Raw genomic sequence first — 14,442 nt, forward strand, 5'->3', positions numbered from 1 at the left:
CATGCAATTGGATTTGAACCTGCTCGCTGCGCTCGACGCGCTGCTGGAGGAGGGAAGTGTGGCCGGGGCGGCCGCGCGCCTGCACGTCACCGCCCCCGCGATGAGCCGGAGTCTGGGCCGGATCCGGCGCACGACCGGGGATCAGATCCTGGTGCGCACCGGCCGCACGATGACCCCGACGCCGTATGCGATCGCCGTCCGGGAACAGGTGCACGAGCTGCTGCACCAGGTCCAGGGGGTGCTGGCACCGAGCCGTGAACTCGATCTGGCAACGTTGGAGCGCACTTTCACACTCCGCTGGCACGATTCCCTGGTCGCCTTGAGCGGCCCCGCACTGCTCGCGGCCGTGCGCGGACAGGCGCCGGGCGTGCGATTGCGCTTCGTCGCGGAATCGAGCATCGACACCCCCGAGTTGCGGCGCGGCGAGGTCGACCTGGAGGCGAACGCCAACCGCCCGAGCGCACCGGACATCCGTGCCGAGAACGTGGGCGAGACCCGCCTCGTCATCGTCGTGAGGCAGGGGCATCCCCTCACCCGCGTCAGGACCGTCACCGCAAAGCGGTACGCCGCCGCTGAGCACGTCACCGTCTCGCGACGTGGAAACCTCAGCAATGCCGTCGACGACGCCCTCGCGCGGCTCGGCCTCAGCCGCCGCGTGGTGGCGACCGCGCCCACGGAAGCGGCCGCGCTGGAGTTCGCGCGCGGCTCCGATCTCCTGATCAGCGTCCCCGAAGCCACCACGCGGTCAGCGGTCGCCGACCTCGGCCTGGTCGTGCTCCCCCTCCCGCTCGAACTGCCGTCGGCACCGATATACCTGTCGTGGCATCAACGCTACGACACCGACCACGCCCACGCCTGGCTGCGCGGGCTGGCGCGAACCGCGCTGGCCATGCGCGGAGAGTCGTAGTCGGCGCCGTCCGGCCGCTTCACCCAATAATGACCAACCTGGTCTACAAGCAGGTGTCGACCGACCAGCAGTCGACCGACCGTCAGAAGCTCGTCCTCGCCGAGGCCGGGATCGAGGCCGCCTCGCCCTGCGCATCCACGACGGCGCGTTCTCCGCCATGGACCTCACCGCCTGCCACCCGCGTACCGGAGAGCTGCTGTCCACCGTGAAGTTCATGGTGCAGACCCTCGGCCCACCGCCAGCTTCTCGACCGCTCCAGCCCCTCGACAGTCAGTGGCGGCGCAGGTGTACCAGCTGCCGTCGACTGCCCATTCCTTATATAAGGCGCCCGGATCCCGAATCCCGGATCTCGGTCACGAAGGCGGTCCAGGCGGGGGCGGCGACGGCGAAGCGGGGGCTGGTGTCGGCGGCGCCGAGCTTGGAGTCGCGGACGTGGACGGTGTGGGGGCAGGTGGCAACCTCGACGCAGGCGCCGCCCCCGCTGTCACTGTGGGTGGACTTGTGCCAGTCGAGGGCGACTTCGATGCAGGCGCTGCCCTGGTCGTCGCTGTAGCTCGACTTGAACCACGTGAGTCGGTCGCTCATAGCTCTTCGGCCACCTTTCTGAAGAACTCGGCTGAGTCCTCGACGCAGAGGGCATGCCTTCGGATCATGTCATGGCGCTGGGCCAGTTCACTGACCTTGGCGGGCTCGGTGTAGAGCGCGCTGGTCGTCTGCCCTTCTGCGAACGCATAGTGCTCGTGGTCCGGAGTCTCCAATAGGACCATCGGACCTGCGAGCGCGAGGCCGCTGCACCGCCCCATGGGCAGCACCTGGATGGACACGTTCCGCAACTCGGTGGCCTCCAGGAGGCGTTGCAGCTGACGCTTCATCGCCTCGTCGCCCCCGGTCATCGTCCGCAGAGACGCCTCGTACAGCGCGAAGTTGAACATCGTGCGGGTCTTGCGGGTCAGCGCCTCCTGTCGCTGCATTCGTCCCCTCACCCGCTCCTCCACCGTCTCGTCGTCCAGCGGCGGACAACTCTCGCTGATCAGCGCCCGCGCGTACGCCTCGGTCTGGAGCAACCCCGGAATCAGGAGCGGCTCGTACCAGTGCAGCGCGATCGCCTCCGCCTCGATCGCCATGAACTCCTTCGCCCTCTCCGGAAACGGCTCCGGCTTCAAGAACTCCTGAGCCGCCAGCAGCTTCCCCTGCGCCCCGCACATCTGGTCCGCGATCTGGAGCAGCCGTACCGTCGGTCTGCGCCGCCCCTGCTCCATCGACTTGACCGACTCGTACTCGTAGTTCGCTTCCTTGCCGAGCTGCTCCCGGGTGATCCCGGCCTCCGTCCGCCACAGCTTGATCTGGTTGCCGCAGTAGCGCCATGCCTCGCTCAAGGGCCCGCCTCCCCGGGACGTACTGGGTACAACCACGGTTCGTACCCACGCAGTTACTCCACGAGGCTATGCCTGCGCCAGCACCGTATGAGCCATGAATCAGCACATCGAGTGGCGGCTGCCCCGCAGCCCACGCAGTGCGGGCCGCGCCCGTGCGCTTCTGGCCGAGCAGGCGAGGGACTGGAAGATCCCGGACGACATGACCGAGATGGCCGTACTGCTGCTCAGTGAGCTGGTGACGAACGCGTGCCGGCACGGCCGGGTCTCGCCGGGCCGTGAGGTGTGGACGCGGTGTGTGCTGGGCGGAGACGGGGCGATGCTGAGGGTCGAGGTGTCCGACGCGAGCGACGTACTCCCGTGCCCGCGTGTGGCCGCGCCCGACGACGAGTCGGGGCGTGGGCTCACGCTCGTGGCCGCGCTCGCCGACGCGTGGGGTGCGTATCCGCGGGCGTGCGGCATCGGCAAGACGGTGTGGTTCGAGATCGGCGACGGCGTGCGACTTCGCCAGGGGTGTGCTGCGCTTGATGGTGCGGACGCCGCGCCTCACCACCCGGAGGAACCATGTCCCACACGACGAAACCGTCCCGGCACCTGAGCGGTCTGCGGGACGCCCGCTACGGCGAGGTCATTCTCATCTCGCCGGACGAGGACGGTGGACTCAAGGCGGCCGTCTACAACACCTTCGGTCTGAACGACTGTCCGCCCGAGAAGTGGAACGCGCTCGATTCCCGTGCGCTGGCGGAGCAGTTCCAGGTGCCGATCGTGTTCCTGAACGGCCCCCGCTTCTGGACGATCGACGAGGTCACGACGTACGCGTGGGGGGACACCGCGATGTTCGACGGCCTGGAGGCCCGCTGGGCGGCCGAGCTCCGCATTCCTCCGGAGATCGACGTCACCGGCGCGACGGCGAAGAAGTACTACGTCGATTCCACGGTGCAGCGGGACACCGAGTACGTCCTGTCCGCCGGTAAACCGATGCACGCGCTGATCGCCCCGGGCGACCGGGCGTACGTGCTGCAGGCGTATTCCCACACCGTGGACGACAGCCAGACGATGGACTCCCTGGCCACGCTCGGCGAGCGACTGCGGCTCCCGCAGGGGTGGCAGTACCGGGTCCACATCCCGGAGGTCGACGTGATCGTGCGGACGGTCGAGGGAGAGGCCCACGTGGTGCAGGACGAGCTGGAGAACACGTACATGCTCCTAGCCCACTGAGTGTGCGTAGGCGGGCGCTGTAAAGTCGGCAATCCTTGCGACCGGTACACCGGCGAACCTGGTGGGGATGGACCTGCTGCTCATGTGGATGCGGAGTGCGACCGGTGCGCGCCGGCTGGGGGCGATCGGAGCACTGGCGATCGCGGCCGGAGGTACGGTCGCCGGGGCCCTGCCGGTTCGCGACCCGTGGGGGCTGTGGGTTCCGCACGGGTCCGGGGTGACCATCGCGGCGGCGGTGCTCGCGTACGCCGGGCTGACGCTGCTGGTCCTGGCCTGGTGGGCGTACGGGCGGCTGCTCGCGGAGCAGGACGGCCCCGCGGTACGGGACACCCTCGTCACGCTCGGCTGGTGGGCCGCGCCCCTCGTGCTCGCGCCGCCGCTCCACAGCGCGGACGTCTACAGCTACATCGCCCAGGGCGCGATGGTCCTCGACGGCCATGACGTCTACACGCACGGGCCGTCGGTCCTCGCTCCGGACTCGCGCGGCGCCGACGCCGCGGCCAGTGTGGGCGGTCACTGGACGGACACCCCGGCGCCGTACGGGCCGGTCTTCCTCGTCCTGGCGAAGGCGGTGGTGTGGGTCACGGGCGGGACGCTCGTGCCCGCCGTGCTCGGGATGCGGCTGATCGCCGTGGCCGCGCTCGTGCTGATCGTCTGGGCCGTACGCCGACTCGCCGTGGAGTGCGGGGCGGACGAGCGCCGCGCGCTGTGGCTGGCCGCGCTCAACCCTCTCCTGCTGTTGCACGTCGTCGGCGGGACGCACAACGACGGGCTGATGATCGGCCTCATGCTGACCGGCGTCGTCCTCGCGCTGCGCGGGCGCCCTCTGCTGGGCAGCGGGGTCGTCGCCCTCGCCATGATGATCAAGTCCCCGGCTGCCGTCGCCCTGCTCTTCATCGGCGTGATCGTCGTACGTCAGGGCGGTGGCTCGCTCGTCCGGCGCGTACTGAAGGGATTCCTCGGTCCCGGCCTGGTGGCCGCCGCGGTCGCCGCCGGCGCCACTCTCCTCAGCGGCACCGGCTTCGGCTGGCTGCGGACGCAGAGCGTCGCCGGGACCATACACACGCCGCTGTCGGCCTCCAGCGACCTCGGTCAGGCCGCCGGGGCGCTGGCGCATGCGGTGGCGGGCGCGGACCTGGCCACCGTGAAAGGGGCCGTGCAGAGCCTCGGTCTCGCCGCCGCGCTCGCGGTGATCGCCTTCCTCGCCTTCCGGACGCTGTTCGCGTGGCGCGGCCGTCCGGCCCTCCACGCCGTCCACGGCCTGGGACTGTCCCTGCTGGCACTGGTCGCGCTCTCGCCGATGGTGCAGCCGTGGTACCTGCTGTGGGGGATGGCGGTGGTCGCCGCGACCGCCGCATGGGACGGCCTGATCGTCCGAGTGCTGATGGTTCTCTCCGTGAGCCTGGTGTACGAGACCGCGCCCTCGGGCCACACCCCGCCGTACGGCTTCGTGCTCGCCGCCGTCGCGGCCGCCGTCGCCGTCGCGGCCCTGCGCCGGCTGCCTCCGCTTCCGCGTCCCGTGTCTGCGCCGGGCCCGTACCCCGGGAGCCATGGGCAGTCGACCGCACCAGCCGGCGCCACCGGAGCATCGAACGCCGCGCGGGCGGCGCGATAGGGCGCATCCGCGGTCTGCCGATCAAGGTAGCCCCGCGCATAGCGGACAGAATGTCGGGTTTGGTACCTGGCTTCGAAGTGGAGTCCTTCAGTCCGTACAATCCGCGGCTATGACTCGACAGGAGAACGCGGTATTCGTCGATACCTCGGGGCGCAGGGGCCGCCTCGTCAGGTATGCATCCGTCGTCGTCGGTGCCGCGTGTGTCTGCTTCGTCGTCATTGTTCTGGCCGGGTTCTTCGGCGCCGGGCCGGCCGGCGGGCCGCTGCCCTGGAGCCAGAGCCGGCAGGACCCGCCCCCCGCGGTCGACGAGTCGGCCCCGTCCACCGACGAGTCCCGGGAAGCCGCAGACGGCAAAGCCGACGCGGAGGCGGTCTCGGACGCGGCCTCTCCTCCGGCCTCCGCCACCGGGGGCTCCGACGCATCGGCGAGCCCCGGTACCGACGGGACAGGCACGGCCACGACCACCAAGGCGCCCCCGACGGCCAGTCCTGCGGCGAGTGCCCCTCCCGGGAACTCCGGCAACGCGCCCCGGCGCAGCCCCGCCGCGGACGGCAAGGGGCCGAAGTGACCCGGCACGCCCTGCGCAGGGACCCCCGCGCTCACTGGGTGCTGCTGATTCTCACCATGGCCGTCGCCGCCACCGCACTGATCTTCAGCGGCTACGGGCGGCACGAGATAGCCCCGACCGCCGCGCCCGCCGGCCGGTGCCCGGCCACCACGGCGTCCGAGTTCGCCGACGGGCCCGTCCTGCGGCAGGCCCCGGAGACCGGCGAAGCCGCCGGGGCCCGGATGCCTTCCGGCAGCGTCGCCCTCACCTACGACGGCGGCCCCGACCCGGCCTGGACCCCGCGCCTGCTCGACCTGCTGAAGCGCCACGACGCCAAGGCCACCTTCTTCCTCACCGGTACCCAGGCCGCCGCCCACCCCGATCTGGTACGCCGGATCAAGGACGAGGGCCACGAGATCGGCTCGCACACCTACACTGACGCCAACCTCGCCGGCGTCTCCGAGCCCCGCTTCCGTCTTGAGCTCGCCCTCACCCAGAACGTCCTGGCCGGCACCGCGGGCATCGGCACCCATCTGCTGCGCCTCCCGCACACCGCGGACGTCGCCACCCTCTGCGGCGACATGGGCGAGGCGGCCCGGCGCGCCATCGCCGACGGCTATGTCCTCGTGGCCGCCGACCCGTCCCGCCGGGACGCCGCACAGGGCGCCGTCCGACAGCTCACCGGCTCGGCCGGCGCCATCGCCGAGACCGAGCGGCTGCTGACCGCCACCCGCGGCGACCGGGTCACGTACACGACCGTCGGTGCCGGTCTCGGGCTGCGGGGCACCACCTACGCCGTCTCCGGCGCCGCGGAGTGGAAGGGGGTCGCCGTCGTCCGCGCCCAGCAGGCGTCCCGGGCCTTCGCCGACGGCATGACCTGGTTCCTGCTCGCGGCCGGTGTGATCACCGCGGCCCGGCTGGTGATGCTCTTCACCGTCGCCCGTGTGCATGTGAAGCGCGTACGGGGCAAGCGCTCCCGGCGTCGCGGCGGCCCGCGCTTCCCGCCGCTCACCGACCCGGTCTCGGTGATCGTCCCCGCGTACAACGAGGAAGCGGGTATCGAGGCGACCGTGCGTTCGCTGCTCGCCTCCAGCCACCAGGCCGTCCAGATCATCGTCGTCGACGACGGTTCCACCGACCGGACCTTCGAGATCGCCGAGGCGATCGACGACCGCCGGGTCATGGTGATCCGCCAGACCAACGCCGGGAAGGCCGCGGCCCTCAACACCGGGCTCGCCTGGGCCCACTTCGACATCGTCGTCATGATCGACGGTGACACGGTCTTCGAGCCCGACGCGGTCTTCAACCTGATCCAGCCGCTTGCCGACCCGCGCGTCGGCGCGATCAGCGGCAACACCAAGGTCGGCAACCGGCAGGGCGTCCTCGGCCGCTGGCAGCACCTCGAGTACGTCATCGGCTTCAACCTCGACCGCCGCATGTTCGACGTCATGGAGTGCATGCCGACCGTTCCGGGCGCGATCGGGGCGTTCCGCCGTGACGCGGTCCTGGGGGTGGGCGGCGTCAGCGAGGACACCCTGGCCGAGGACACCGACCTCACCATGGCTCTGTGCCGGGCCGGCTGGCGCGTGGTCTACGAGGAGTCGGCCATCGCCTGGACCGAGGCCCCCTCGACGGTGCGGCAGTTGTGGAAGCAGCGCTACCGCTGGTGCTACGGCACGCTGCAGGCCATGTGGAAGCACCGCGGCGCACTGCTGGAGCGGGGTGCCGGGGGCAAGCTCGGCCGCCGTGGCCTGACCTATCTGCTGCTGTTCCAGACGCTACTGCCGCTGCTCGCCCCGCTCGTCGATGTCTTCGCCCTGTACGGACTGCTGTTCCAGGGCGCGGGTCAGGCGGCGGCGGTCTGGCTGGCCTTCACCGCGGTCCAGGTCGTCAGCGCGGTGTACGCGCTGCGCCTGGACCGGGAGAAGTTCGAGCCCCTGTGGACGCTGCCGCTCCAGATCTTCGTCTACCGGCAGCTGATGTACCTGGTCGTCGTCCAGTCGGTGGTCACGGCCCTGATGGGCAACCGCCTGCGGTGGCAGCGGACGCAGCGCACGGGTTCGGCGACGGACACCCTGGAGGACCGTCGCGCGGTGAACGCCTGACGTACCGCGGGTCAGGCGGGCTCGCGCAAGTGGCTCGGCTCGCCGCCGCCGACGACGGCTCAGGAAGCGGCCGAACTCACCGCTGCCGGCGACGGCCCCGTACGTGGCCGAAAAGGATGCCTTGATGGTGCGAGTGGTCCCCTCGACAATGCGCATGACAAGTCCGGATTCACTCCGGTCACTCACGTCGCAAGAGGGGACCCCCCACATGAACAAGCCTCTCGCCGCCGCGCTCCTCGCCCTCGGGCTCTTAGGAGCGGGCGCCGCACCCGCGATCGCCTCGACGCCACCCGCCGACACCGGGACCCAGGCCAAGGCCGTCGGCACCGGGACCCAGGCCAAGGCCGTCGACTTCGCCGGGACCGTCGCGCTCAGCAACTGTTCCGGCTCCGTCGTCCGTACGCCCGACTCGCAGCCGGACGACCCCGCCCTCGTACTCTCCAACGGCCACTGCCTGGAGACCGGCTTCCCCGCGCCCGGACAGGTCATCGTCGACCGTCCCTCGTCGCGCTCCTTCGGACTCCTCAACTCCGCCGGGAACAGAGTCGGCACGCTCCGGGCGAGCAAGATCGCGTACGGGACGATGACCGACACCGACGTCTCGCTCTACGAACTCACCACCACCTACGCACAGATCGAGAGCCGGTACCGCATCAAGGCGCTGGAGCTGGACGCGGCGCACCCGGTCGCGGGCAAGGCCATCAAGGTGGTCTCCGGCTACTGGAAGCGGATCTACAGCTGCGACATCGACGGGTTCGCTTACCGCCTGAAGGAAGGCTCGTGGACCTGGAAGGACTCGGTCCGCTACACCTCGTCCTGCAACACCATCGGCGGTACCTCCGGCTCGCCCGTGATCGACGACGCCACCGGCAAGGTCGTCGCCGTCAACAACACCGGGAACGAGGACGGCGGCCGCTGCACGGACAACAATCCCTGCGAGGTCGACGAGAACGGCAACGTGACCGTCCGCGAGGGCATCAACTACGGCCAGCAGACGTACATCGTCGTCCCGTGCATCGGCGCTGGCAACAAGATCGACCTGGGCCGTCCGGGCTGCACGCTGCCCAAGCCCTGACCGCTCACGGCGTCCTGCGGATCGCCTTCCCGGCCAGTACGTCCGTACGCTTCCCGTCCTCGATGACGAAACGGCCGTCGATCAGGACATGCGGAATGCCGGCCGGGAGGGTGCGCGGGGCGTCGAACGTCGAGCCGGCCGCGACCGTGTCCGGGTCGAAGAGGACCAGGTCCGCGCGGTAGCCCTCGCGGACCAGGCCCCGGTCGGGAAGGCGCAGCCGGGCCGCCGGGCGCGAGGTGAGGTGGGCGACCGTCTCCTCCAGGGAGAGAACACCCAGGTCACGGGCGTAGCGGCCGAGGTACTGAGGGAAGGTGCCGTACGCCCGCGGATGCGGCTTGGAGCCCTGGAGGATCCCGTCCGAGCCTCCGGTGTGCACACGGTGGCGCATGATCGCCCGGACGTTCTCCTCGTGGCCGACGTGCTGGAGGATCGTCGAGCCGAGCCGGTCGGCGACGAGCAGGCGGCGGGCGGTGGCCCACGGCTCCTCGCCGCGCGTCCCGGCCGACTGCTGGATCGTCCTGCCCACGAACGACGCCAGCCCGGGGTCGCTCACGCCCGAGATCTCGACCGTGTCCCACTCGATGGGCACGCCGTGGCAGCCGTCCGAGCCGATGACCTCCAGATGGTGGCGGATCCGCTCGGCGGTCGCGTCGTCCCGCAGGCGCGACAGAGTCGCCTCGGGGCCGCCCTCGCTCGCCCAGCTCGGCAGCGTCGCGACGAGCGTGGTGCAGCCCGGGGTGTAGGGGTACGTGTCGAGCGAGATGTCGGAGCCCGCGTCGAGCGCCTCGTCGAGCAGGGCCAGCAGCTCCGGGGCGCGGCCCTTGTTCACACCGAAGTTCAGGGTGGCGTGGGCGAGATGGAGCGCGCAGCCGGCGTCGCGGGTGAGGGCGGCCATCTCCTCGTACGCCTCCAGGGCGCCGGCGCCGTACGAGCGGTGGTGCGGGCAGTAGTAGCCGTCGTAGGCCGCCACGACCCGGCACAGCTCGGTGAGTTCGGCGTCCTGCGCGTACATTCCGGGCGTGTAGGTGAGTCCGGAGGACATGCCGACGGCGCCCTGCTCCAGGCCCTCGGCGACGAGCTGCTTCATGCGCCGGAGTTCGGCGTCGGTGGCCGGGCGGTCGTCCCAGCCGACGGCGTACATACGGACCGTGCCCTGGGGGACGAGGTACGCGGCGTTGACGGCGATGCCCCGGCCGTCGAAGTTGCGGTCCAGGCGGTCGAGGTACCCGCCGACCGTGCGCCAGTCGAAGTCGATGGAGGTGTCCTCGGGCGCACCGCCGTTCCAGCCGGTGATGGACCTGCGGACCTCGGCGAGGGTGCGGTCGTCGACCGGCGCGTACGACAGGCCGTCCTGGCCGAGGACTTCGAGGGTCACGCCCTGGGCGGCCTTGGCGCTGTGGTCGGGGTCGCGGAGCAGCGCGAGGTCGCTGTGCGCGTGCATGTCGATGAAGCCGGGGGAGAGGGCGAGGCCGCGCGCGTCGAGGGTGCGGCGGGCGGTGGGGCGCGGCCCTTCGCCCTCGCGGCGTATCTCGCTGATCCGGCCGTCCTGGAGGGCGACGTCGGCGCGGTAGGAGGCACCGCCGGTGCCGTCGATGACGCGTACGTCGCGGATGACGAGGTCCATGTGCGGGCTCCTGCTCCGGTGTTCGGAGGCGCTTGCTCGGAGGCGCTCAGAAGAACGTGCGGATGTAGTCGACGACCGTGCCGTCCGCCTCCACCAGGGGGATCAGCTGCCACTTGTCGAACGACGTGCACGGGTGGGACAGGCCCATGCCGAGCCAGTCGCCGACCTCCAGGTCCGCGCCCTCCTCCGTGCGGACCCAGCCGTGCTGGTCGGACAGGCCGGTGACCGAGATGCCGGTGGCCGGGCGGATCTCGCCGTCGCGGGCGCCCCGGACGACCTTGGCCTCGGGGAGGTCGAGGTCGTACGCGGCGTCGCGCTTGCCCGCGTTGGTGAAGGCCTGCTGAGGGGTGGGCCGGGAGACGACCTGGGCCCAGAGCCGGAACGCCGGCTCCAGCGCGCCCTCCTGCGGAACCCGGTTGAAGGGGGTGAGGTGCTTGTAGTGACCGTCGTCGTGGGAGACGTACGCGCCGGAGCGCAGGAGCTTCAGCACGGGGCGGGACAGTTCGGGGAGCTCCGCGAACACCTCGGCGACCGCGTCGAACCAGGCGCTGCCGCCCGCGCTGACGACGATCTCGGGCGCATCGGCGAAGCGTCCGTCCTTGTCGAAGGCCGCGGCGAGAGCGGTGAGGCGGCGGAGCCAGTCCCGTACCCGCTCGGACGTCGCGTCCGGGACCTCGCCCTCGTATCCGGCGACGCCCACCAGGCGCAGGGTGCTCGTGGCGGCGACCGCGTCGGCGACGGCGGCGCAGTCCGCGTCGGAGCGGGCGCCGGTACGGGCGGTCTCGCCCGCGCCGAGCTCGACGACGACGTCCAGCGGGCGGACGGCGCCGCTGTCGCGCAGGGCTTCGTCCATCAGCTCGACACCGCGGACGGAGTCGGCGTAGCAGACGAAGCGGAAGTCGGGGTCGCCGTCCAGCTCGGTGGCGAGCCAGCGGAGCGCCACGGGGTCGACCAGCTCGTTCGCGAGGAAGACGCGCCGGATGCCGAAGGCGCGGTAGACGCGGACCTGGTGCGGGACGGCGGCGGTGATGCCCCACGCGCCGCGCTCCAGCTGGCGGGCGAAGAGCTGAGGCGACATGGAGGTCTTGCCGTGCGGGGCGAACGCGAGGCCGTGGCGCTCGGCGTAGGTCTCCAGAAGGGCGAGGTTGTGCTCCAGGGACTCCGCGGACAGCGCGAGGACGGGGGTGGTGAAGCCACCGGTGAAGAGGTTGCGGCGCTGGGCGGCCAGCTCGCCGACGGTGAGGCCCTCCGCGTCGGGCGGCAGCGCCTTGAAGCGGTGGTCGACGGGCTCGCGGTCCAGCTGGGCGAATCGCTGGGCGGCGCTGTCGGCGGGCATGTGAGCCTCCTTCAGGAGCGTGTTGCAAAGAATGCAACATCCGTTGCGTATATCGCTTGACGCTGTCTAACATCCGAGCGGACGCCGGGTCAATGGACCCACAGGACCAGCGAGGAGTGCCAGGGTGACCGGAGCCGCAGCCGTCGACGGTGACGTCGTGGACGTCGTCTGCCTCGGCGAGTCCATGGTCACGTTCCTGCCGTCGCGGCCGGGCCGCCTCGCCGACGTGCCGTCCTTCGCCCGCACCATCGGCGGCGCGGAGTCGAACGTGGCGTGCGCGCTCGCGGCGGCCGGGCACGCGGTGAAGTGGGTCAGCCGGGTCGGGGCGGACGGCTTCGGCGACCACCTGATCGCCGCGGTCGCGGCGTACGGCGTCGACACCACCGCGGTCCGCCGGGACGCCACGCGCCCCACCGGCATCTACTTCCGGACGGCCACCGACCGCGCGACGGACGCCCACGAGGTCCTCTACTACCGGGCGGGTTCGGCGGCGTCCGCGATGTCCCCGGCCAACGTCCCCCACGAGGACCTCGCCGGCGCGCGCGTCCTCCACCTCTCCGGCATCACCGCGGCCCTCTCGCCCGACTGCCTCGCCCTGATGCGCACCCTCACCGCCCCGCGCCCCGGCCGCCCGCTCGTCTCGTTCGACGTCAACCACCGCCCCGGACTCCGGCACGACGACCCCGCCGTCCTCCTCGACCTGGCCCGCGGCGCCGACGTCGTCTTCGTCGGCGAGGACGAGGCGGAGGAGGCGTGGGGCCTGCGCGGCCCCGCGGCGATCCGCGAGGCGCTGCCTGAGCCGGAGGTCCTCGTCGTCAAGCAGGGTGCGGGGGGCGCGGTGGCGTACTCCCGCACTCTGGAGCCCGTCCCGCGATTGAGGACGGACACACCGGTTGACCCGACGGCACCGGTCAGCTGCGGAGCCCGCCCGGAGGGCGCTACGCACCCGGGTCCGGGGCGGAGCCCCGAGGAGGGGGACACCGTCACCCGCGTACCCGCCCCTCGCGTCACCGTCGTCGCCCCCGTCGGCGCCGGAGACGCCTTCGCCGCCGGGTTCCTCTCCGCAACCCTCCGCGGACTGCCCACACGGGACCGGCTCCGCCACGGACACCTCATGGCCGCCGCCGCCCTCACCGTCCCCGGTGACCTCGGGACCCCGCCGCCGACCCCGTACGCCGACCGCCTCGTCGCCCTCGACGGCGAGGGCTGGGGGAGACTTCACCTCGGCCCCGGCTGGACCGCAGCCGCGCAGGCCACGGAGGAGGTACGTACGTCATGAGCCAGACCGTCGACCGCGCGCTCAGCATCCTGCCGCTGCTCGCGCAGGGACCCGCAGACCTCGGACAGGTCGCCGAGCGGCTCGGCGTCCACAAGTCCACCGCGCTGCGGCTGCTGCGTACGCTCCACGAGCACGGTCTCGTCTACCGCCAGCAGGACCAGCGCTACCGCCTCGGTGCCCGCCTCTTCGCCCTCGCCCAGGAAGCCGTCGAGAACCTCGACGTCCGCGAGATCGCCCACCCCCACCTCGTCGCCCTCAACGAGCAGTGCGGCCACACGGTCCACCTCGCCGTCCACGAGGAGAACGAGGTCCTCTACATCGACAAGGTCGAGAGCCGCTACCCGGTCCGGATGTACTCCCGCATCGGCAAGCCCGTCGCCCTCACCGTCGCGGCCGTGGCGAAACTGCTCCTCGCCGACCTGCCGGAGGCCGAGCGCCGCGCCCTCGCCGAGCGCCTCGACTACCCCATGTACACGTCCCGTTCGATCCCGAACGCCCGCGCCTTCCTCAAGGAGCTGGCGACCGTACGCGAACAGGGCTGGGCCACCGACCTCGGTGGCCACGAGGAGTCCATCAACTGCATCGGGGCTCCCATCCGCGGTGCGGACGGCCGTGTCGTCGCCGCCATGTCGGTCTCCGCGCCGAACGTCGTCGTGACCGCCGAGGAACTTCTCACCCTCCTCCCGCTGGTGCGCCGTACCGCCGACGCCATCACCCGGGAGTACTCAGGCGCTGCCCCCCATTCGTCAGAGACCGGCCCACCGAAGGACACCGCATGACCGAGAAGACCGCGATCACGCCCCCCACCCACACCGCCCCGCCGGCCAAGTTCTCCCACGGCGTCCGCAAGGGCAACATCCTCCAGGTCGCGGGTCAGGTCGGCTTCCTCCCGGCCGACCGCGAGGGAACCGGCCTGGCCCCCACCGTCGCCGGGCCGACCCTGCGCGAGCAGACCCTCCAGACCCTCGCCAATGTCGCCGCGGTCCTGACGGAGGGCGGCGCGAGCTGGGACGACGTGATGATGCTGCGTGTGTACCTCACGGACACGGACCACTTCGCGGAGATGAACGAGATCTACAACGCGTACTTCGAAGAGCAGGGCCTCACGGAGGCCCCCGCCGCCCGTACGACGGTATACGTGGGCCTCCCCCAGGGCCTGCTGATCGAGATCGACGCCCTGGCGGTCCTGAGCTGATCTTCCTGAACGAGCCGCTCCACGGCAGGGCGCCCACGGACGGGGGGGCCGGGGCCCCCCATCCCCGACGCCCCCCGGTCCTTCCTGCCCCCGGCGGGGCTCCGGCGGTGGCTCCACTGTGCCTTGCCTTTTCTCCTTTTCAATGGGGGGATACACTCAATCCGCGTT

General features: G+C 71.4%; 15 protein-coding genes. 11 read left to right on the top strand and 4 right to left on the bottom strand.

Going from position 1 to position 14,442, the window contains the following annotated elements:
* The first annotated feature begins 1 nt into the window (after position 1).
* Positions 2–907, top strand: coding sequence for a LysR family transcriptional regulator (locus AC0699_RS27980; RefSeq protein WP_478665471.1), 906 nt, complete (start codon positions 2–4; stop codon positions 905–907).
* A gap of 29 nt (positions 908–936) precedes the next feature.
* Positions 937–1,116 carry a hypothetical protein gene (locus AC0699_RS27985; RefSeq protein ID WP_478665473.1) on the top strand — a complete coding sequence of 60 codons (180 nt, stop codon included), beginning with the start codon at positions 937–939 and terminating at the stop codon, positions 1,114–1,116.
* A 106-nt stretch (positions 1,117–1,222) separates the two neighbouring features.
* Here AC0699_RS27985 and AC0699_RS27990 read toward each other — a convergent pair whose 3' ends face one another.
* The gene (locus AC0699_RS27990; protein ID WP_478665475.1) at positions 1,223–1,492 is read right to left on the bottom strand and encodes a DUF397 domain-containing protein; all 270 of its coding nucleotides are present in this window, start codon (positions 1,490–1,492) and stop codon (positions 1,223–1,225) included.
* The gene (locus AC0699_RS27995) at positions 1,489–2,283 is read right to left on the bottom strand and encodes a helix-turn-helix domain-containing protein (RefSeq protein WP_478665478.1); all 795 of its coding nucleotides are present in this window, start codon (positions 2,281–2,283) and stop codon (positions 1,489–1,491) included. Before AC0699_RS27995 ends, AC0699_RS27990 begins: the two co-directional genes overlap by 4 nt.
* A gap of 94 nt (positions 2,284–2,377) precedes the next feature.
* Between AC0699_RS27995 and AC0699_RS28000 the strand changes: the two genes are divergently transcribed.
* From AC0699_RS28000 to AC0699_RS28025, 6 genes are all read left to right on the top strand, one after another.
* The gene (locus AC0699_RS28000) at positions 2,378–2,878 is read left to right on the top strand and encodes an ATP-binding protein (RefSeq protein ID WP_478665481.1); all 501 of its coding nucleotides are present in this window, start codon (positions 2,378–2,380) and stop codon (positions 2,876–2,878) included.
* On the top strand, positions 2,845–3,498 hold the full coding sequence (locus tag AC0699_RS28005) for a hypothetical protein (RefSeq protein WP_478665484.1): 654 nt from the start codon (positions 2,845–2,847) through the stop codon (positions 3,496–3,498). The genes AC0699_RS28000 and AC0699_RS28005 overlap by 34 nt, the downstream gene beginning before the upstream one ends.
* Positions 3,499–3,580: 82 nt before the next feature.
* Complete coding sequence (gene mptB, locus AC0699_RS28010; RefSeq protein WP_478665635.1) at positions 3,581–5,113, top strand: polyprenol phosphomannose-dependent alpha 1,6 mannosyltransferase MptB; 1,533 nt, start codon at positions 3,581–3,583, stop codon at positions 5,111–5,113.
* Positions 5,114–5,222: 109 nt separating this feature from the next.
* Complete coding sequence (locus AC0699_RS28015) at positions 5,223–5,681, top strand: hypothetical protein (RefSeq protein ID WP_478665488.1); 459 nt, start codon at positions 5,223–5,225, stop codon at positions 5,679–5,681.
* Positions 5,682–5,737: 56 nt separating this feature from the next.
* Positions 5,738–7,765, top strand: coding sequence for a bifunctional polysaccharide deacetylase/glycosyltransferase family 2 protein (locus tag AC0699_RS28020; RefSeq protein WP_478665637.1), 2,028 nt, complete (start codon positions 5,738–5,740; stop codon positions 7,763–7,765).
* A 208-nt stretch (positions 7,766–7,973) separates the two neighbouring features.
* Positions 7,974–8,840 carry a trypsin-like peptidase domain-containing protein gene (locus tag AC0699_RS28025; RefSeq protein WP_478665491.1) on the top strand — a complete coding sequence of 289 codons (867 nt, stop codon included), beginning with the start codon at positions 7,974–7,976 and terminating at the stop codon, positions 8,838–8,840.
* 4 nt (positions 8,841–8,844) lie between these two features.
* On the opposite strand, the gene AC0699_RS28030 is transcribed toward AC0699_RS28025, so the two are convergent.
* Together AC0699_RS28030 and AC0699_RS28035 are read right to left on the bottom strand one after the other, a co-directional pair.
* Complete coding sequence (locus AC0699_RS28030; RefSeq protein WP_478665493.1) at positions 8,845–10,464, bottom strand: N-acyl-D-amino-acid deacylase family protein; 1,620 nt, start codon at positions 10,462–10,464, stop codon at positions 8,845–8,847.
* A gap of 46 nt (positions 10,465–10,510) precedes the next feature.
* The gene (locus AC0699_RS28035) at positions 10,511–11,800 is read right to left on the bottom strand and encodes a type III PLP-dependent enzyme domain-containing protein (protein WP_478665496.1); all 1,290 of its coding nucleotides are present in this window, start codon (positions 11,798–11,800) and stop codon (positions 10,511–10,513) included.
* A gap of 124 nt (positions 11,801–11,924) precedes the next feature.
* Between AC0699_RS28035 and AC0699_RS28040 the strand changes: the two genes are divergently transcribed.
* Genes AC0699_RS28040 through AC0699_RS28050 form a run of 3 tightly spaced genes read left to right on the top strand, consistent with a single transcriptional unit; the run spans position 11,925 to position 14,274 of the window.
* Positions 11,925–13,079 carry a sugar kinase gene (locus AC0699_RS28040; protein WP_478665498.1) on the top strand — a complete coding sequence of 385 codons (1,155 nt, stop codon included), beginning with the start codon at positions 11,925–11,927 and terminating at the stop codon, positions 13,077–13,079.
* Positions 13,076–13,858, top strand: coding sequence for an IclR family transcriptional regulator (locus tag AC0699_RS28045; RefSeq protein WP_478665501.1), 783 nt, complete (start codon positions 13,076–13,078; stop codon positions 13,856–13,858). Before AC0699_RS28040 ends, AC0699_RS28045 begins: the two co-directional genes overlap by 4 nt.
* Positions 13,855–14,274, top strand: coding sequence for a RidA family protein (locus AC0699_RS28050; protein WP_478665503.1), 420 nt, complete (start codon positions 13,855–13,857; stop codon positions 14,272–14,274). The genes AC0699_RS28045 and AC0699_RS28050 overlap by 4 nt, the downstream gene beginning before the upstream one ends.
* Positions 14,275–14,442: the final 168 nt, after the last annotated feature.

The sequence above is a fragment of the Streptomyces sp. NPDC043870 genome, from assembly GCF_056435785.1.